Here is a 19,451-nt window from a genome sequence, read left to right as displayed (position 1 = left end):
TGCTAGAAAATGAGGATTGAGGTAATTTCTAAGATGCCCTTAGATAGTGTTTAATCTTTTCGTAGGCTTCTTGGATTCTTCTGAATCTATCGCTGTAGCTTTCTATGATTTCTTCATCTTGCCCAAACACATTATCTGGGTGGTATTCTTTTGCAAGTTTGAGATAATTTTTCTTTACTTGCTCAAAATCATCTTGATAATGACATTCTAAAGTCATATAGCAACTCCGCAATACTCGCTCTTCATCAGTAAGAAAAGAAGATTCAAAACTACCTAGCCCTCCACGATTGGCAAAACTATCATAATCAAAATCCAAAATAACATTATGAATAACTTTAAAGCTAATAAGATTCATAATGCTTTCCCAAAAGTATGGCTTTGTGCTGTCTAAATATATCTCGTCTCTATCACAGCCCACATAATAATCCTCAAAAATATGCGCAATATAACGTCTTGCAACATTGTTTGCTTTATCCATTTTGAGCATTACGCGTTTTGCGTTAAGCAGACGCAAACTAATTTTTACTCTTTCAATGAGAGAATTTTTATTTACAATTTTAATGCGTATAGGCAGATAGGTAAAATCAAGTAAATATTTTAAATCTTGCAGAGGCTCTTCTATAGGTTGAATTAGAGAGGTTTCCTCATTTTTATCATCATTTTGGGGATTTGGATTGTCTAAGTTATCTATGAGATTGTGGATTTTTTGTTGCTTTTCATCTTGTCCAAAGGCGTGATATGCCCAATTTACAAGATAATCTTTTTTGAATCGTTCGCCATCATCAAGAATAAGAATCGTGCGCGATAAGCGATAGCTTTTGGAAAAGTATTTTTCGGCATAGGCTAAGGCTTTGTGGAGAAAATCATTGTCTTCTTCAACCGTGATTTGAATAAAGTTTTGTGTGAGTGTTATATCCATTGCTTCGCTTTATCCTTTGCTATGCTCCATATTGTATTTTATAATCTGTTGCTAAAACTAGACAAGCAAAGGGAGTTCCACTCTATGCCATTGCCCTAAGCTGAATAAGTTTCAAATAAAATGCTTGCAATATGGATTGCTCTCAAGTTATGATGGTTTGAGTGGGATTCTAAAGTGAGGTTTTGCTTGTGTGCTTTTTAAGGCACACAAACTGGTTTTATTTTATAAGGGCAGAAATTGTTTTAAATGAGGCGTGTTTGGCATCGCCCAAGATTCTAAAAAGAATAGATTCTGTAGGGAGTATTACTACCCCTTGTGTATTGAAAAAGTTGAGGGCAAGCTGGTGATTTTGCTCATCACGAGAGCTACACGCATCAGCGGCAAGTATGCATTCATAGCCTAAATTACGCGCTTCTATAATGCTTTGAAGCACACAAATGTGGCTTTCTATCCCAAAAAGCACGAGTGTTTTCGCTTTACTTTGGGCAATAAATGAGGCTATTTTTTCATCACCAAATATACCAAAACTTGTTTTTTCTAAAGTATGCACACCCTGTGGAATTGAAATAGCACTGTGTGTTTTGCCTAGTCCCTTAGGATATTGCTCTGTAATAAGCATAGGAATATGCAATTCTTTGGCAGAATGCAAAAGGATATTCGTATTTTTTATTACCTTATCTTTATGTGCCATCTTTTCCACGAGTTTTTCTTGCACATCTATGCAAACAAAAAGTGTGCGTTTTGTTTTGAGGACGCTCCGCATTATTTTCCCTTTATAGAATTATTTCTCATCTTTAAGTTGGGAAACAATAGCTTTTGTGTCCCGCGCAATAACAAGCTCTTCATTTGTAGGGATAACGCATACTTTCACTTTAGAATCTTTGGTAGAGATAATAGCTTCTTTGCCACAGACATTATTTGCTTCTTCATCGAGTTTTACACCTAAAAATGCAAGATTATTGACTATCATACCGCGGATAAACTTTGCATTCTCGCCTACACCTGCACAAAAGCTTACAGCATCTACACCATTCATTGCTGCACAATATGCTCCAACATATTTCATCACACGATATGCAAAGGCGTGTCGCGCAAGTTTTGCACGTTCATTTCCTCCTAAGTCTGCATCGAGCAAGTCTCTAAAATCACTTGATACACCAGAAATGCCAAGCACACCGGATTTTTTATTTAAAATACTAAGAATGCTTTGAATATCTAAGTCTTCACATTTTGATATGTATTCTAAAATAGCAGGGTCTAAGTCCCCACTACGAGTTCCCATAATTAAGCCTTCAAGTGGCGTAAGTCCCATACTTGTATCCACACATTGCCCATTTTTAATTGCGGAAATTGATGAGCCATTCCCTAAATGGCATACAATAATTTTAGAATTATAATAATCGAGACCTAAAAATTCTGCTGTTTTTTGTGAGACATATTTATGGCTTGTCCCGTGGAATCCATATCGGCGCACCTTATGTTTTTCATACCATTCATAAGGCACACCATAAATATAAGCTTGTGGAGGCATAGTTTGGTGAAATGCTGTGTCAAACACAACAACCATAGGGGTTTTTGGCATTTTTGCTTTGCACGCTTCAATTCCCATTAAATGTGCGGGATTGTGTAATGGAGCAAGATCAGAGCATTCTTTAATGCGCTCAATTACATAGTCATTGATAAGCACAGATTCTTTAAAAAATTCTCCTCCATGCACGACACGATGCCCAATAGCACGAATGTCATTAAGCGAACTAATCGCACCATATTCTTTATTTGTTAAAGATTCTAACACCATTTCTATGGCTTTTGTGTGGTTAGCCATAGGTTCCTTTTGCTCATATTTTTTGCCTTCAGCATTTTTATAGTTAAGCACACTACCATCAATACCGATTCTATCGCAGATTCCTGAAGCGATAACTTTTTCAGAATCCATATTAATAAGTTGAAATTTTAATGATGAACTTCCACAATTAATAACTAAAATATTCATATTTCTTCCTTTACATTTTATTTGGCTTGGAGCGCACTAAGGGCTACCACGCCTACAATATCATCAGCACTACAACCCCTTGAGAGATCATTTATTGGTGCAGCCATACCTTGTGTGATAGGTCCATAAGCTTCTGCCTTAGCAAATCTCTGCACGAGTTTGTAGCCTATATTTCCTGCATCTAAGTCAGGGAATATAAGCACATTTGCCTTTCCTGCAACATTTGAACCTTTTGCTTTTGATGCTCCTACGCTTGGGACGATTGCTGCATCAAGCTGTAATTCGCCATCAATTTTAAATTGAGGGGCAAGTTGTTTTGCAATTTTTGTAGCTTCTACTACTTTGTCAATATCAGGGTGTTTTGCGCTTCCATAAGTAGAATGACTAAGCATAGCTACAAAAGGCTCATTGTGAGTAATAGATTCAAAACTTTTAGCACTTGAGATAGCAATGTGAGCAAGTTCTTCAGCATTTGGATTCTGACACAATCCACAATCAGAAAATACGAGTGTGCCATTTAGCCCATAATCGCAATCAGGCACGACCATTATAAAAAAGCTTGATACAAGCTTAGAATCTAGTGCAGTGCCAACAACTTGCAATCCTGCGCGTAATACATCAGAAGTCGCCCGAGTAGCTCCTGCTACCATACCATCAGCTTTTCCTATTTTTACAAGAGCTGCGCCAAAATAAAGAGAATCATTAAGCAAAAGTTCTTTCGCTTTTGTGCTATCTACACCCTTATGTCCCCGTAGCTTTACAAGAAGAGTGATAAGTTCATCAAGGAGTGCAGTATCTTTAAGCGTGAGAAAAGTTGCTTTTTGTAGTGCTTCTGTTGGGAGATGAGAGAGTTCAGATTTTGCCTTAGCACAAATCTCCTCTTTTTCACCAAGCAGAACAAGATGAGCAAAATCTTCATTCAGTATCTTCACTGCTGCCTCAATTGTGCGCATATCATCAACTTCAGGAAGAACAATTGTCTTTTTACAAGTTTTTGCTTGTGCCTTGATAGAATCAATAAAGCCCATAGTTTTTTCCTCCAAAAAATTAAATATTTAAAAATATTTACTTCAATCATAGAATAAGTGTGTTTAATTTATACACTTTATGAAGCTACTTTATCAGCGATGTGTATAAAATAAACATTTTGAACAGGATTTTAAGTTTTTTTTGAAGTGGATTCTAAATAGAGCAATTTATCTTAAAATATAGAATCGAGTATAGGGAAATAAGATTTTAAGGAATGTTTTTTGCTACAAATTTTTCACAATAGCCTTATTTGCATACAAAGGAGTGGTATTATGGAAAGGAAGTCAAGCAGGGCAAAATGGTATTTTTTAGGTGCTATTATTCTACTTCTAGCGGTGCTTGGGGGTGGATATTATTATATGGTTGCATTTTCTCCTATTATACTTGATGAGGCAACACAAAATATAGAATCTCGCTTTCAAGAAAAAAATATACAACAATCAGCCTTAGATGCAAAAGATCAGCAGATTGAGCTTTTGAAAGCCCAAAGTAAAGCCCTCAAAAAAGAACGTGATAATCTACCAACTAAACTCAAATATTCTATTAAACCAAAAGATAAAATAGTTGCACATTGTAAAAATATGAAAATAGGGCGTTGGGGTATGCCACAAAATTGTTTTAATGAATTGAGTGAGGGTATTATAGAGATGATTCATCAAGATAACAAAATTGTAGCTTTTGAAGTATCTGGCATAGTAGATAATCTCCCCTATGCAGGCTCAAGTCCTGAATTAAAACAAGAGGGTTTAGCGAGTTTTCGCGCAAGAGAAGCTATTTATGTTGTGGGTAAAAAATTACCTAGTGTCGCGGTGTTTGAAGGATTAAGTCAGCAAAAAGCAAGAGAGCGTGGATTTGTTGTGCGTGCATTTTATGTAGAATAGTTAGAGGATTTTTGATAGAATTTAAGCAGAGGTTTTGGAGATATTGTATTTACTTTTAGGATAAAGGAATATATAGAATCTTCATTATAACTTTGTAAGCGACACATATAGAGGCAGATATGAGTAAGTCTAATCCAGTCATTCATAAAATCGGTGTGGTTTTGCGTCCTTCGACTCCTGAGCTTAAAAGTGTATTTTTACAAGTGCGTGAAGAGTTCCATAATGCAGACATTGAAGTAATGCTAGAAAGTATTAGTGGAGGAATGATTGAGCTTTTAGGAGTGGATTTTGCTTCCATTGCTTCACAATGTGATGCGCTTGTAAGCTTAGGTGGTGATGGGACATTGATTGCAATGTTGCGCCGCTCTTTTGAATATAATCTTCCTTGTATGGGGGTTAATACCGGTCGTTTAGGTTTTCTTACCGCACTTATGCCACAGAATCTTCCCTCTTTTATTCCTTGCCTTAAAAATGGTGATTATATATTGCAAGATCATCTTGTGCTTCAAGCGAATGTGTATGATGAAGAACATAAACTTTTACATTCTTTTCTTGCTATTAATGAGTTTCTCATCTCCAAGCACGAATTAAGTGGTATGGTGCGTATTTGTGCAAGTATTGATAACAAACATTTTAATACTTATGTTTGTGATGGACTAATTATTGGCACACCCACAGGTTCGACAGCTTATAATATTAGCGCAGGTGGTTCAGTGATTTATCCTTATTGTCGTAATATCTTGCTTACACCCATTGCGCCACATTCTCTTACACAACGCCCATTGGTGCTTAATGATGAATTTGTGCTAGAATTTTATGCACAACAAAGAGCAAAACTTATTATTGATGGGCAGGAAATGATTGATATCACTCCAACTCACAGGATTCAGATTCAAGCACTTAGTCAGAGTGCAAAACTCATTTATCCACAAACAAGGGATTATTTTAGTGTTTTGAAAGAAAAGTTTAAATGGGGTGATAATGAATATTAAATGTGTAAAATGGCAAAAATGATAGAAAATGTAAAGGTGTGATAAAGAAGGAGCATTAATGATTAAGCGGATTCTTATACATAATTCCCCCGCTTTTAAAGATATAGAATTATATATGCAAGGTGGATTTAATGTATTTAGTGGTGCGAGTGGGAGTGGTAAGTCTGTATTTATGGAATCTTTGCTTGCTATTTTTGGGATTAAGGAGAGTAATGCGGATTTAATTGAAGCAAATATTGCTTTAGATTCTATTGAGTTTGATTGGTTGGCAAATGGGATTCCAAATGACGATGATGAGATTGTTTTGAGTATTTTAAAAAAGGACAAAACGCGTTATTTTCTTAACCATATATCAAGCTCTAAAAAAAAGCTCCACGATATTGTAAGCGGCTTTGCAAAGCATATTAGCACCAAAGGCGCAGATGAGCTTAAAAATAGCAATATTTTAAAAATCCTTGACCTTTTTATAAATACTAAAGATACAAACCATAGTGCATTATTGGCGCAGTATGAAACTGATTTTAAGAATTTAAGTGAAGCAAGAGAAAGGCTCAAAGATATGGAATCTAAAGAGTTAAATCTTGCTACTTTAAAAGAATTTACTGCATTTGAAATAGCAAAGATTGAGAGTCTAAAACCAAAAGAGGGAGAATATGAAGAACTCCTCTCTCTCAAAAAAATGCTCTCAAAGCAAGAAAAAATTAAAGAACAGCTTCATAAAGTGCGTGAAGCTTTAGATTTAACACAGAGTTTTGAAACATTTTTAACGTTGATAGATAAAACTTGTCCGAATCTTATTGATGGTTTAAGTGAATTTGAAGCACTCGTGCAAAATCAAGAAGAGCAAATGGAAAGTCTCAACGAGATGAATGCCGAAGAGGTGCTTGATAGGATTGCTGCCCTTGCTGAATATATCCGCCGTTTTGGGAGCATTACACATACGATTGAATATCTTAATGAACAGAAGCAAAAAATGCAAGAATATGAGAATCTAAGCTTTGATAAACAGTATTTGCAAAAGGAGATTCTCGCTCTTGAAGCTCAATGTGAAGCAAATGCACTTGCCTTGCATAAAAGTCGCCAAAAGTTTTTAGAAGAGCTTAATACTCGTATAAGCGAGCTTTGTGTCCAATTGCGTTTGCACAAAAGTTGCTTACAGCTTACTCAAGTGCCACTTTATCAAAAGGGAGCGAGTGAATGTGTTTTAATGCTTGGGAAAAGTGAAGTAAATGTGCTCTCCTCTGGAGAATATAATCGCTTGCGCCTTGTGATGATGTGTATTGAAATGCAGCTTCAGCCAAAGAGCGGGATTTTAGTGCTTGATGAAATTGATGCGAATCTAAGTGGAGAGGAGAGTGAAGGCGTGGCGCAGATTCTTAAAATACTTTCACGCGATTACCAAATCTTTGCTATTTCTCATCAAACGCATATGCCGTCTTTAGCGGACAATCATTATCTTGTAGAGAAGCAAGATGGGTATAGCACAATTACAAAACTTGATTTTGAAGGTAGAGTGCGCGAAGTAGCGCGTATTATTAGTGGCTCAAATATCACACCTCAAGCTCTTGAATTTGCAAGGGCTCATTTAGCACAAGGTAAAAAATAGTGAATCTTGCCTTGCTAAAAGGCTTTTGTGCCTATATGCAACAAATGCAAACGCTTATTAGCTTTAAACGCAAGGGTGATAATCTTTTTATGCTTGTATGCGAGGATACACAAGGCAAAAGGAGTAGATTTTATTTTGATATGACACGCGCCCATAGCGGTATCTTTATAAGTGATAAGGAGATTGTTGGCACAAAGGAATTTTGCGCACCATTTGATATTAAACTTGCTCAATACACTACTCGTGCGTATATAGAATCTGCACAAGTAGATGGTGATAATAGAATCTTGCAATTTTTTCTCGCACAAAAAGAGCATTATAAAGTGCAATATTCTTGGCTTGTATGTGAATTTACCGGCAAACATACTAATGTAATTTTATGCGATAAAGATATGGTGGTGTGTGAGGCTTTGCGTCATATCCCTAATCATAAGTCTTGGCGAGAAGTGCGTGTAGGCAAGGTTTTATTGCCATTGCCACAACCTGCAAATTCTATAAGTTGTGAAAATATAGAGCCTCAAAAAGTCTGTGCATTGCTTGAATTGACATATAAAGAGATATACTCCAAAGCAAAGCAGAACAAAAAACAGCAGATTCTTAAAAATTTACAAATGAAACAAGATACACTTAAAGAGCATTTAGCTCATCTCCCCAAACAAGGTGAGTTAATAGAATCTGCATTGCTTTATGCACATTATGGGGAGCTTATTTTTAGCTCATTGCATTTATTTTCTACAAAAAAAATTATTTCAGATTCTGTTATATTGCAAGATATAAATGCTCAAAATGTGTGTGTGCCTCTTCCTGCTTGTGCAAGGGATTTGCAAGAAGCAGGAAACTGGTATTTTACACAGAGTAAAAAATATAATAAAAAAGCCCAACATTTAAATAAACAAAGAGAATATTTGCAAGAAAAGATAGATTTTATTGCAAGTCAAATTGCTCTTGTAGAACGTTTTGAAGATTTTGGCGATGTATTTGCCCTATCACATCAAAAGACACAAAAATCAAGCAACATAGGTGCAAGAGAAAATGAGAGTTTTTTTGTGGAAGGATTCAAAATAAGCATAGGGCGCAATGCAAAGGAAAATCAGAAGCTTTTAGAATCTGCAAAGGCTGATGATATATGGTTGCATATACGTGATGTGCCAAGTGCGCATATGATTATTCATTGTGGTAAAAAAATGCCTTCTAGCACCCTATTGCATAAAGTGGCAGGTATTTTAGTGGGGCTTTATGTAGGGCGTAAGGGTGCTGGAGATTTTGTGGTGGATTGGACAAGGAGGCGGTTTGTTAAAAATGCTCCCGGAGCGCAAGTGGTATATGCAAAGCATAAAAGCATAAGTTATCGTGTGCAGAATGATAATGCACTTACACCTTTAGACTAATGCTTTAAGATTTTTAGAATCCTAAAGCATTGAAATATGATACTCTATATTTTAGAGAGATTCTAAAGTCTCACGCATTTTGTGGCTGTAAAATAAAAATATCAAATGGGTAGTTTTTATTAAGTGAGCGTAAATCTAAATACGCATCAATAAATTTGTATTCTCCTTTGCTGTGAGAGCGATGTCTCTCTTTGGCTTTATCTATCATCTCAAGTTCAAAAAGCACATAAAAAAATGCCATTTCAGCTTTTTCATCAAAATCTGCACATTCTTCAAAAAAACATAGCCACTCATCGGGTGTGAGATTACCTTTAGAATTGATGGCATATTGCACATATTCCATTGGGCTTGTGCCTACTTTTTTTAGTGCTTCATAAATATTGCTATTGGCGATGTGTTTGGGATTTTTAAGATAGAGTTTGAAAATTTCTTGTGCAATTGATTTGTCAAGAATCTCATCTGTAAAAAGTGAAGAAAGTTTTTCAAGCTCTTTAAGTTGGGCATTTTTTAAAATTTCAAGCACCGCATAATGTTTGAGTTCATTTGGGTAATTTTTTTCTAAAATTTTAAAACCATTTTTGTAGTCTTTTTGAATCATATTTTTGAGATTCTGCACATTAAATTTATTGTCATTACTTAAATGATAATTTTTTAAATCAACGACTTTGCCACTCATCACATCTTTATAATTTTCAAAAAGTGTGTCAATTTTGTGATTAAAACTTTCTGCAGAATCTAATCGTGGCTTGAGATAGAATCTTTGTAATATTTTGGATAAATCTCCAAAGGCTTTGCGCTTAAAAATGCGGTTTTTAATGTCTTGATTTAGGGCTTGTTCATTAATTTGTGTAAGGAGCTTATCATAATCGTGTTTGCGTTGGTAGTTTTCTAATATGTCTTTTGCCCACGCGGAAGCAAAAAATATCAAAGTAACTACAAAAAACAATGCCAGAATAAGGATAATCCAAATTGCTACGGGTAGAGTGATATTCATTTGACTAAAGGGAATATGGTAAGTGTAGCTAGAAGATTCTAGTTCGTAGGCATATACTCCGATTATCAGCATAAAGATAGCAGAGAAAGTAACATAATATTTGAGTTTCATCGTGTCTCCTTTTTTTGTGTTTTTTCAAAAAGTTCGCGGCAGTTAATGCAGTATTTCGCGTGAGGTTTGACTTTGAGACGCTCCACATCAATCTCATCATCACACATTTCACATATACCAAATACACCATCTTTGATTTTTTGCAATGAATTGCGTATATCATTTATTTCTGTTTGATATAAATCAATCATACCCATTTCTAAATTGCCTTGCAAATTTGCTCTTACAATATCACCCTCATCTTTATGGTGAGTATTTTGAATCTGGGTGATATGTGTATTTTTGTGTTTTACACTTTCACAGAGTTTGCTTAAACGTTCATTGAGAAGCGTTTCAAAAAAACCATAATTAATCATAAAACCTCCTATTTATGATACGGATGAGATGAGAGAATGCTTAATGCACGATAAATTTGCTCGCATAGCACGATTTTAGCGATTTTGTGGCTAAAGGTCATAGCGCTTAAGCTTAGTGCGTGGGTAAGTTTGATAAAGGATTGTTCAAGTCCATACGCCCCACCTATAAAAAATTGCACAAGATTGTAAGATTCTATAAAATGTGCAAACTCTACAGAATCATAACTTTTGCCCTGTGGGTGAAGAGCAATATTGAGTGCTGCGCTATTAAGATAGGGCAGAAAGACTTGTGTATAGGATTGTTGTGCTTTGAGCGATGAGATTTTTTGTGCATTTTTAACAGATTGCGGAAATAAATCAAAATGTGTAATCTGTGCGTTAAATTGCTTACACTGCATACATAATTCCTCTTGTAGAGCCTGATATTTAATGTCTTTTTTAGTTATAGAATAAATGTTGATTTGCATAGTGTGGGTTAAGCATTTTGCTAATGTCGCTTAATGTTTTTTTCAGGTCTTTACGATGCACGACCATATCAATAAGTCCGTGCTCAAGTAGAAATTCTGCCGTTTGGAATCCTTCTGGCAAATCTGCGCCAATGGTTTGTTTAATTACGCGTGGTCCTGCAAATCCAATGATTGCACCCGGCTCTGCAATAATAATATCTCCTAAAAATGCAAATGACGCACTTACCCCGCCGAATGTCGGGTCAAGAAGCACAGAGATAAAAGGTAATCCTGCATCAGAGAGTTTATTGAGGGCTGCGGAAGTTTTTGCCATTTGCATAAGGGAAAAAGTAGATTCTTGCATACGCGCTCCACCACTTGTAGAGAGAATAACAAGTGTTTGTTTTTTAGCAATGGCACGATCAATGGCGCGCACGATTTTTTCGCCTTCCACAGAACCTAGAGAACCTCCCATAAAGGCAAAATCAAAAAGCACAAGCTGCATACCAACTCCACCAATAAGTGTTTCTCCAGCAATGGCTGCACTTGCTCGTCCGGTTTTTTCTTCATTTTCTTGTATGCGTTTTTTGTAACTTTTTTTATCGACAAATTCAAGTGGGTCAATGGGACGTAAATCTTTGTCAAACTCTACAAAACTATCTTTATCACATAACATTTCTAAACGCTCTTTGGTTGAGATTCTAAAGTGGTAATTACATTTAGGACAAATATGAGATTGTGAAAAAACTTCTTTGTAATACATTAATGCGTTACAGCTAGGACACTTAAGCCAATGATTAGGTGGCGTATCAGCCTTTTGTGTGTCGTCTTTTTTATTTTCTTTTTCATCTTTTTTGTTTTTGAAAAAATCACCCAAACCCATTTTATAATCCTTTATCTTTTGCAAAAATGTGTGAGATTGTATCAAAAATATGCTTATCTTTGCTTATAAGTGTGAAATTATCTGTAGAGATATGATGCAAATCTTTGCACAAAAAGAGTCCTGCCTTGCTGTCAAAGTCGCGTATTTTTCCAACAAAAAGTATAAAGTTTGCTTCATACGCCTTTGCCATAGAGAGAGCACTTGCTCCTAAAGAACGGAATTTTAAGTGTTCTTTATACAAAAAGGCAGCAATATGCGGATTACAATAAGCCTTTTCAAAAATACCACATTTGCTTAAAGTTGTGCATTGTAGGGTTTGGGTTGATGCAATACCATTAAGGAGATAAGATTCAATATCAAAGTTAAATGTATTTTCTCCTAAACGAGCCACACCTTCTTTGGTGCAAAAATTAAATATTACAGCTTCTTTAACTTTGCCATCTTTATCACATAAGGCAAGAGATGAACCATAATAGGGAATATGGGAGAGAAAATTATCACTTCCATCAAGTGGGTCTAATACAATAATATCACTTTCCGCACCTTGTATAAAGCCACTTTCTTCGGAATTTATACTCGCTAATGAAAGCAAATGTTCCATATAAATACGCTCACTGATTAAATCTGCCCCAATGCTCCTATCACCTCCTGCACCGACATTATGAAGTGCATAAAGCGAATCATCTTTATTATGCAAAATTCCTATAATTTTTTGTGTAGCAAGAACTGCTTGATGTAAAAATGCACTCAACTCTGCCCCTTATGGCTTAAAAATTAAGCTAGAATTATGCGCTAGAATTTCTTAAATTAGCATTTGAGTATCTAGTGAAATTTTATTTTTAAAAAGGCTGGTCGTGCAGGGGTATATTTTGCATATGCAAAAAACACATAGCGAAGATATGATTGTAAAGATTCTCACACCCGCATACATTAAGACACTCTATCGCTTTTATGGAGCGCGCCATAGTATTATTAATATTGGGAGAAAAATTGATTTTGAAGAAGAATTAAGTATGACTTTTCTTCCCAAACTTAAGCATATTATGCACCTTGGATTTAAATGGGAATCCGATAGTGTGCGCTATTATATATGGCAACATTTTGTTAAGCTTTTTTATAAACATTTGGTCGATGTGTATGAAATTGATGAATTTTATTTTAGGCTTTTAGAAGAGGGTGCGCAAAAATTGCACTTGCAGAATCCTAAACGCGTAGTGCTTGAAATGTATGCAAAATTACTTCAATTTGAAGGAAGGGCGCATAGCAGTGATGATACACTTTGTTTTATATGTGAGAAGGCACTCGGGAATAATATAAGCTTGGCGCAAGGATTTTTGTTTGCTCATCATTCTTGTATCAGTGGCAATGAATTTATAAAAGATGAAATAGAGGAATTTCTCCATTCCCAGAGCAGTATTTTACTTGATGATACAAAAGTTGAAAAATTGTGGGAAATTTTAGGACTTGGATTGTAAAAAATAACTTTAATTTAAGCTTAATTAAGATTATTTAAAGTAATTTGTATTAAAATGCCAATGCGTTTAACGCATAATCTTAAAACCACTTAAGGAGGCACCAATGTCATACGCAAGTAATGTTCTTAACAAACTTAAGGAACAATATCCTTCACAGATACTTTTTCACCAAGCTGTAGAAGAAGTTTTTGAATCTTTAGAGCCTGCACTTCAAAAGGATAAGAAATACGAATCTTACGCTATACTTGAGCGTCTTACGATGCCAGATAGAGAGATTCACTTCCGCGTAAGCTGGGTTGATGATAAAGGCAAGATTCAAACAAATCGTGCTTATCGCATTGAGTTTAACTCTGCGATTGGACCATATAAAGGCGGTTTGCGTTTTCACCCAAGCGTAAATGAAGGTGTAATTAAATTTTTAGGATTTGAGCAAATTTTGAAAAACTCTCTCACGACACTTGCTATGGGTGGCGGTAAAGGTGGAAGTGATTTTGACCCAAAAGGAAAGAGTGAAGGTGAAATAATGCGATTTTGCCAAGCCTTTATGAATGAGCTTTATCGCCATATCGGTGCTACTACTGATGTCCCAGCAGGAGATATTGGAGTAGGCGGTAGAGAAATAGGTTATCTTTTTGGGCAATATCGTAAATTAACAAATTGCTTTGAAGGTGTATTTACGGGTAAGGCGATTCCTTGGGGCGGTAGTCTTGTTCGCACAGAGGCTACAGGCTATGGTTGTGTATATTTTGCTCAAGAAATGCTTAAGGCTAGAGGCGAAACCCTAGAAGGTAAGATTTGTAGTGTGTCAGGAGCTGGAAATGTCGCTATTTATACTATTGAAAAATTACAACAACTTGGTGCAATTCCTGTTACAGCAAGCGATTCTCGAGGTATGATTTATGATAAAGAGGGTATTGATTTAGCTCTCCTCAAAGAAATCAAAGAAGTAAGACGCGAAACACTTGCAGAATATGCAAAAGCAAGACCTCAAGCGGTTTATACAAAAGTGGCTGATTATCCAAAAGATAGTAATCCTGTATGGGCTATCCCTTGCTTTGCAGCATTCCCAAGTGCAACACAAAATGAACTCAATGGGAATGATGCTAAAACACTTCTTGCTAATGGGTGCAAATGTGTGAGTGAAGGTGCAAATATGCCTTCAACCATTGAGGCTGTTCACCAATTTCTTGATGCAAAAATTTGCTATGGACCAGGTAAGGCTGCAAATGCAGGTGGTGTGGCAGTAAGTGGTTTAGAAATGGCACAAAATGCAAGTATGAATCCTTGGACTTTTGAAGTTGTGGATAAACGCTTACATACTATTATGGAAAGCATTTATACAAATGCAAGTGAGACTGCAAAAGAATTTGGTGATCCTACGAATCTTGTACTTGGTGCAAATATTGCGGGATTCCGCAAGGTTGCTGGAGCAATGATTGACCAAGGTGTGATTTAATCCTGCTTACAGATTCTAAATCTTAGGATTTAGAATCTCCCTACCTATCCTATCAAAAACGAGGAGGATAAAGATGGCTTTCGTTGATACAATTAATCCTATTGATACTTCTTTTCTTATGCTTTGCTCACTTTTAGTGCTACTTATGACACCATCTCTTGCGATGTTTTATGCTGGAATGGTAAAGTCTAAAAATACATTAAATACTATTATGAATTGTTTTATAGGCTTTGGTGTAATTTCTTTGCAATGGATTGCAATTGGATATAGCCTTAGTTTTGGCACTGATAGTTGGTTTGGAGTTGTAGGTAATTTAGAACATTTGTTTGTAGCAAATACTGCTGGAGTAAATGAACACGGAATCCCAAATATTTTATTTGTGGTATTTCAAATGATGTTTGCACTTATTGCAGCAGCAATTATTACAGGCTCACTTGTAGGGCGTATCAAACTTGGTGTGCTTGTGGTGTTTTTGCTTCTTTGGAGCACTTTGGTTTATGATGTTTTGGCACATATGATTTGGAGTGAAAATGGCTTTTTACTTACGCGTGGTGGTTTAGATTTTGCCGGAGGTGGTGTAGTGCATATCAGCTCTGGTGTAGCTGGACTTGTAGGTGTGTTGATTGTGGGAGCTAGGAAAGACAATATCCCATATACACAAGGTGGAGCTCATTCCGTGCCTTATGCTTTTTTAGGCGCAATATTACTTTTTATCGGTTGGCTTGGATTTAACTCCGGTAGTGCTGGAAGCGTGGATTCTATTGCTGTAAATGCCTTTGTTGTAAGCATTGTATCTGCTGCGAGCGGGTATCTTACTTGGGTGCTGCTTGAGTGGGTGATTCATAGACGCCCTACGATTTTAGGCTCATTGAGTGGGCTTGTAGCTGGATTAGTGAGTATTACTCCCGGCTGTGGGTTTATAGGTGTTGGCTCAAGTGTGCTTATTGGTGCTATTGGTGCTTGCATTTGTTATTTTGGCTTAAGCTTTATTAAAGATAAACTTAAACTTGATGATTCACTTGATGCCTTTAGTTTGCACGGCATTGGTGGCATTTGGGGTGGAATCGCCACAGGGCTTTTTGCAAGTGGAGCTGTGAATCCTGTTGTAGTAGCAGAAGGTGCGCTTGGTGAGGGGTTATTTATTAGTGGTGAATATGAATTATTGCTTGAGCAGCTCTATGCGATTGTGATTTGTGTTGTGCTTTCCGCGAGCATAAGCTATGCAATATTTAAAACAATAGCACTTTTTACAGATTTACGCGTAGATGAAGAAGTAGAAAGGGAAGGTTTAGATTCTAAGTTACACGGCGAAAATGCTTATAACCCATAGCATAACAAAGCAAGAAAACTTTATAATTTTCTAATGATTCTATTTGCTTTTTTTGGAATCCACAAATTTTAATGCTTTTTTGCAAAGTGATGAAAGTGGTTTAGAATCTAGCTCTTGATATGAGAAAAAATAGAGATTTGTTTGTGGAACAAGGTGTTTAAAAGTGTCTTGATTTATAATATACACATTTGCGGTAATAGCGTATTTTGTATAGTGATGCTTGAAACTTCCGCATTTTTCATAGCTTACAACTTGTTCTTTTTCAAGGTTTGGAAGATTATACAAGCCTTGATACAAGCCACTTTTATCTCCTTGTATAAAAGCGATTTTACCATTTGCATCAATACAAAGAGCTAAATGGAGTTCAAGTGGGTGCAAATGAGATTTTTTAGGTTTTGGGTAAAGGGTAGGATTTGTGTATCCATCACAGAGATTATGCACAGGACACAAAAGACAAGAAGGCGATTTGGGTGTGCAAATTGTCGCACCTATATCAAGTAATGCTTGATTGTAATCAAAGCTGTGTTTTTGGTCTAAAAGTATCGTGCTTAACTCCTCCAAGAGTGGCATCGTTGCGTTTTGAAGTGCAAAGATTCGGCATAGAAGTCGCCTTATGTTGCCATCTACAAAACTCACACTCTGTTTGAATCCAAAACATAAAATAGCTCCCGCACTATATGCACCAATGCCCGGTAAGCTTATAAGTTCTGCATAAGTTTGTGGCAAAGCATTATTAAACTTTTCACAGCAAATTTGAGCAGTTTTTTGCATATTTCTCGCACGCGTGTAATATCCCAATCCTTCCCAATGCTTTAATACATTCTCTTCATCTGCGATAGCAAGAGATTGAAGTGTAGGGAAAGATGTCATAAAAGGTGTATAGTAAGATTCTAATACTCTTTTGACCTGTGTTTGTTGTAGCATAATCTCGCTTACATATACACCATAGGGAGCGTTATCACCATTTAGGTTACGCCAAGGGAGGGTATTTCTGCCATATTGTTGATACCAATTGAGAATCTGCTTATGCCACAAAGGTATAATATCTGTAGTTTTGCGCTGAAGTTTGTTCAAAATAATGTTATCTGTATGTTTCATAACTATGAGTGTAGCCAAAAATACAAAATGAGTAAAAATGATAAAAATAAATTATTTTTTTACTTTTTAATGAAATTATATATATGTCTTTATGGAAAAATAGATACAATATAAAAAATATATCTTTCATTTTTAAAAGGCACAAGTAATGAAACCTAAGATTCTGATTGTTGGCGGTGGATATGGGGGATTACGCGCAGCTATGACGCTTCAAGAAGGGCTTAAGAGTAATGCTGATGTTACGCTTATTAGTAAGCACGACTATCATTACCAAACAACACTTTTGCATAAGGTTGCTATTGGCACATTGAGTGCGAGAAAATCGCGTGTATATTTTCGCAAGATTCTTGACTTGCAAAAAGTGCATTTTATTAAAGATAAGATTTTATCTTTTGAGCCAGAATCTAAACGCATTATTGGTAATGGTGGAGCGTATGAATATGATTATTTGATTATCGCACTTGGCTTTAAACCCGATGATTTTGGCATTAAAGGTGTGGATAAATATGCACATAAACTTTCTTCGCTTAATGCTGCACTTAAACTTGATAAAGTCATTGAATATAAATTTAAAGAATATTGTCATACCAAAAATGCTGATGATTTGAGTATCGTTGTATGCGGCACAGGTTTTACAGGTATTGAATTTGCTGCTGAGCTTGGCTCTAGGCTTGATGAGCTTTGTCTTATTGGGGGGATTCCACGTGATGTGCCTAAAATTACCTGCATAGGCAGAAGTGATAGAATCTTGCCAATGTTTAGTAAAAAAGCAAGTGCATTGGCTCAAAAAAAGCTTGAAGCTTTTGGGGTGGAAGTGATTTGTGGTGGAGAAGTGCAAGAATGCCTAGAAGATGGTGTGATGATTAAGCACAATGGTGAGTTAAAGCATATCAAAGGCAATACAATTTTATGGAGTGCAGGTGTAAAGGGTAATGATAGTGTTGAACGTTCTTGCTTGGAAAATAAAAAAGGACGTATTCAAGTTGATGCATATTTGCGATGTCCGCAATATGAAAATATTTATGTTGTTGGTGATTGTGCGGTTGCTGCTTCACGCGATGCTATTCACGCTCCTACCGCACAGCTTGCAGCGCAAATGGGAGATTATGTAGGAAAAAGTTTGATTAAAATTCTCGACAATAAAGTGCAAACAGAGGTTTTTTCATTTAAGCATCGTGGCACTGTGTGTTCTATTGGACATACTGATGGTGTAGGTATTGTGTATAAGAAAAGTATAAGCGGTGAGGTTGCAGCATTTTTGAAGAATTTTATTGAAAATAAGTGGCTTTTTGGTATTGGCGGAGCAAAACTTGTCTTTAAAAAAGGACAATTCCGTTATAGGACAAGTAATTAAACCTAATGATAGCTAGAATAAAGTAGAATCCAAGTATTTTTATGATATAAGCCCTGCGCATATTTTGTATTTGTGTAAGAGCTATATCAAGTTTTATAAGGATAACTTTTATGATAAGCTATAAAGATTCTGGTGTAGATATAGATGAGGGAAATGCTCTTGTAGAGGGAATAAAACCCCTTGTAAAATCTACATTTGATAAAAATGTAATAGGTGGAATTGGTTCTTTTGCTGGAGCGTATGCGTTACCTAGTGGATATAAAAATCCTGTTATTTTAGGTGCAACTGATGGTGTTGGCACAAAGTTGCGTTTGGCTACTCTTTCTCATAAATTTGATAGTATCGGTATTGATTTAGTGGCAATGTGTGTAAATGATTTGATTTGTAATTTTGCTATGCCTCTATTTTTTCTTGATTATTATGCGACTGGAAAACTTGAAAAACATATTACCCTTGAGGTGATTAGTGGTATTGCGCAAGGTTGTAAATTAGCACAATGTGCTCTTATTGGTGGCGAAAGTGCAGAAATGCCGGGTATGTATGCAAAATCTGATTTTGATTTAGCGGGGTTTGCAGTGGGTATTGCCGAGAGGGAAGATGTGGAGAAACAAGCTGTGGTAGCAGGTGATGTATTGATTGCTCTGCCAAGCAGTGGGTTGCATAGTAATGGCTATTCTTTAGCTAGAAAGGTGCTTTTTGAGCATTTGAAGATGTCTTTTACACAAGAGTTTGAGGGACAAGCACTTATTGATTTGCTTCTTACTCCTACGCACATTTATGTCCCACTTTTTAGAGATATTTATCATTCTGCTTTGTATCCATATCTCCACGGGTTAGCTCATATTACAGGTGGGGGCATCGTAGAGAATCTACCACGTATATTACCTACTGGGCTTGGTGCGAAAATTAATGTAAAATCTATACAAACACCACCTATTTTTACTTTTCTTGGTAGATATGTTGAAAAAAATGAAATGTATCGCACTTTCAATATGGGAGTTGGTATGATTCTTGCTGTTGATAAAAAATATACTGACGAGATATTGAATCTTGCTCAACCTTTCAACGGATATATTGTTGGTGAAGTAAGTGAGCAAAGTGGTGTATATTTTGTCTAATTTGTTATGAGTTATAGGGGTT

Annotated in this window: 19 protein-coding genes; 9 read left to right on the top strand and 10 right to left on the bottom strand. The window is 36.1% G+C overall.

What is annotated here, in order from left to right:
• Positions 1-28: 28 nt before the first annotated feature.
• The 4 genes from LS65_RS02050 to pta all read right to left on the bottom strand — a co-directional run bounded on the left by LS65_RS02050 (position 29) and on the right by pta (position 3,940).
• Entirely contained in the window at positions 29-919 is an 891-nt protein-coding gene (locus tag LS65_RS02050; protein WP_034362885.1) for a J domain-containing protein, read from the bottom strand.
• A 217-nt stretch (positions 920-1,136) separates the two neighbouring features.
• On the bottom strand, positions 1,137-1,682 hold the full coding sequence (locus LS65_RS02045) for an isochorismatase family protein (RefSeq protein ID WP_034362887.1): 546 nt from the start codon (positions 1,680-1,682) through the stop codon (positions 1,137-1,139).
• 18 nt (positions 1,683-1,700) lie between these two features.
• Positions 1,701-2,912, bottom strand: coding sequence for an acetate kinase (locus LS65_RS02040; protein ID WP_034362889.1), 1,212 nt, complete (start codon positions 2,910-2,912; stop codon positions 1,701-1,703).
• A 17-nt stretch (positions 2,913-2,929) separates the two neighbouring features.
• Entirely contained in the window at positions 2,930-3,940 is a 1,011-nt protein-coding gene (gene pta / locus LS65_RS02035; protein WP_034362891.1) for a phosphate acetyltransferase, read from the bottom strand.
• A 273-nt stretch (positions 3,941-4,213) separates the two neighbouring features.
• Here pta and LS65_RS02030 point away from each other — a divergent pair, with 273 nt between their 5' ends.
• The 4 genes from LS65_RS02030 to LS65_RS02015 all read left to right on the top strand — a co-directional run bounded on the left by LS65_RS02030 (position 4,214) and on the right by LS65_RS02015 (position 8,808).
• Positions 4,214-4,822, top strand: coding sequence for a hypothetical protein (locus LS65_RS02030; protein WP_034362893.1), 609 nt, complete (start codon positions 4,214-4,216; stop codon positions 4,820-4,822).
• A 119-nt stretch (positions 4,823-4,941) separates the two neighbouring features.
• Complete coding sequence (locus tag LS65_RS02025) at positions 4,942-5,814, top strand: NAD(+)/NADH kinase (protein ID WP_034362895.1); 873 nt, start codon at positions 4,942-4,944, stop codon at positions 5,812-5,814.
• Positions 5,815-5,872: 58 nt separating this feature from the next.
• Entirely contained in the window at positions 5,873-7,420 is a 1,548-nt protein-coding gene (locus LS65_RS02020) for an AAA family ATPase (RefSeq protein WP_034362897.1), read from the top strand.
• Positions 7,420-8,808 carry an NFACT family protein gene (locus LS65_RS02015; protein WP_052061139.1) on the top strand — a complete coding sequence of 463 codons (1,389 nt, stop codon included), beginning with the start codon at positions 7,420-7,422 and terminating at the stop codon, positions 8,806-8,808. Before LS65_RS02020 ends, LS65_RS02015 begins: the two co-directional genes overlap by 1 nt.
• A gap of 70 nt (positions 8,809-8,878) precedes the next feature.
• On the opposite strand, the gene LS65_RS02010 is transcribed toward LS65_RS02015, so the two are convergent.
• The 5 genes from LS65_RS02010 to LS65_RS01990 are packed head-to-tail and all read right to left on the bottom strand — an operon-like array spanning position 8,879 to position 12,349.
• Positions 8,879-9,913: a hypothetical protein gene (locus tag LS65_RS02010; protein WP_034362899.1), complete on the bottom strand. Its 1,035-nt coding sequence runs from the start codon at positions 9,911-9,913 to the stop codon at positions 8,879-8,881.
• Positions 9,910-10,269, bottom strand: a complete 360-nt coding sequence (dksA, locus tag LS65_RS02005) for an RNA polymerase-binding protein DksA (protein WP_034362902.1) — start codon at positions 10,267-10,269, stop codon at positions 9,910-9,912. The genes LS65_RS02010 and dksA overlap by 4 nt, the downstream gene beginning before the upstream one ends.
• An 8-nt stretch (positions 10,270-10,277) precedes the next feature.
• On the bottom strand, positions 10,278-10,736 hold the full coding sequence (rlmH, locus tag LS65_RS02000; RefSeq protein WP_034362904.1) for a 23S rRNA (pseudouridine(1915)-N(3))-methyltransferase RlmH: 459 nt from the start codon (positions 10,734-10,736) through the stop codon (positions 10,278-10,280).
• Positions 10,708-11,598, bottom strand: coding sequence for an acetyl-CoA carboxylase, carboxyltransferase subunit beta (gene accD, locus LS65_RS01995; protein ID WP_034362906.1), 891 nt, complete (start codon positions 11,596-11,598; stop codon positions 10,708-10,710). Before accD ends, rlmH begins: the two co-directional genes overlap by 29 nt.
• 1 nt (position 11,599) lies before the next feature.
• Positions 11,600-12,349 carry an inositol monophosphatase family protein gene (locus tag LS65_RS01990; protein WP_034362908.1) on the bottom strand — a complete coding sequence of 250 codons (750 nt, stop codon included), beginning with the start codon at positions 12,347-12,349 and terminating at the stop codon, positions 11,600-11,602.
• Positions 12,350-12,452: 103 nt separating this feature from the next.
• Between LS65_RS01990 and recO the strand changes: the two genes are divergently transcribed.
• The 3 genes from recO to LS65_RS01975 all read left to right on the top strand — a co-directional run bounded on the left by recO (position 12,453) and on the right by LS65_RS01975 (position 15,859).
• On the top strand, positions 12,453-13,073 hold the full coding sequence (recO, locus tag LS65_RS01985; protein WP_034362910.1) for a recombination protein RecO: 621 nt from the start codon (positions 12,453-12,455) through the stop codon (positions 13,071-13,073).
• Between the two features lie 103 nt (positions 13,074-13,176).
• Positions 13,177-14,529, top strand: a complete 1,353-nt coding sequence (gene gdhA / locus LS65_RS01980) for an NADP-specific glutamate dehydrogenase (RefSeq protein ID WP_034362912.1) — start codon at positions 13,177-13,179, stop codon at positions 14,527-14,529.
• Between the two features lie 91 nt (positions 14,530-14,620).
• Positions 14,621-15,859, top strand: a complete 1,239-nt coding sequence (locus LS65_RS01975) for an ammonium transporter (protein ID WP_201274311.1) — start codon at positions 14,621-14,623, stop codon at positions 15,857-15,859.
• Positions 15,860-15,898: 39 nt separating this feature from the next.
• Here the strand turns inward: LS65_RS01975 and mutY are convergent, their stop codons facing one another.
• Positions 15,899-16,957: an A/G-specific adenine glycosylase gene (gene mutY / locus LS65_RS01970; protein ID WP_084707957.1), complete on the bottom strand. Its 1,059-nt coding sequence runs from the start codon at positions 16,955-16,957 to the stop codon at positions 15,899-15,901.
• Positions 16,958-17,105: 148 nt separating this feature from the next.
• On the opposite strand from mutY, the gene LS65_RS01965 reads away from it, so the two are divergent.
• Complete coding sequence (locus LS65_RS01965) at positions 17,106-18,311, top strand: NAD(P)/FAD-dependent oxidoreductase (RefSeq protein WP_034362915.1); 1,206 nt, start codon at positions 17,106-17,108, stop codon at positions 18,309-18,311.
• A 110-nt stretch (positions 18,312-18,421) separates the two neighbouring features.
• Entirely contained in the window at positions 18,422-19,429 is a 1,008-nt protein-coding gene (purM, locus tag LS65_RS01960) for a phosphoribosylformylglycinamidine cyclo-ligase (protein ID WP_034362917.1), read from the top strand.
• Positions 19,430-19,451 lie beyond the last annotated feature (22 nt).

It is taken from the genome of Helicobacter japonicus, from assembly GCF_000762845.2.
Lineage (GTDB): Bacteria > Campylobacterota > Campylobacteria > Campylobacterales > Helicobacteraceae > Helicobacter_C > Helicobacter_C japonicus.
Note: the sequence above shows the minus strand (reverse complement) of the source record. Positions and strands in the feature narration are given on the sequence as shown.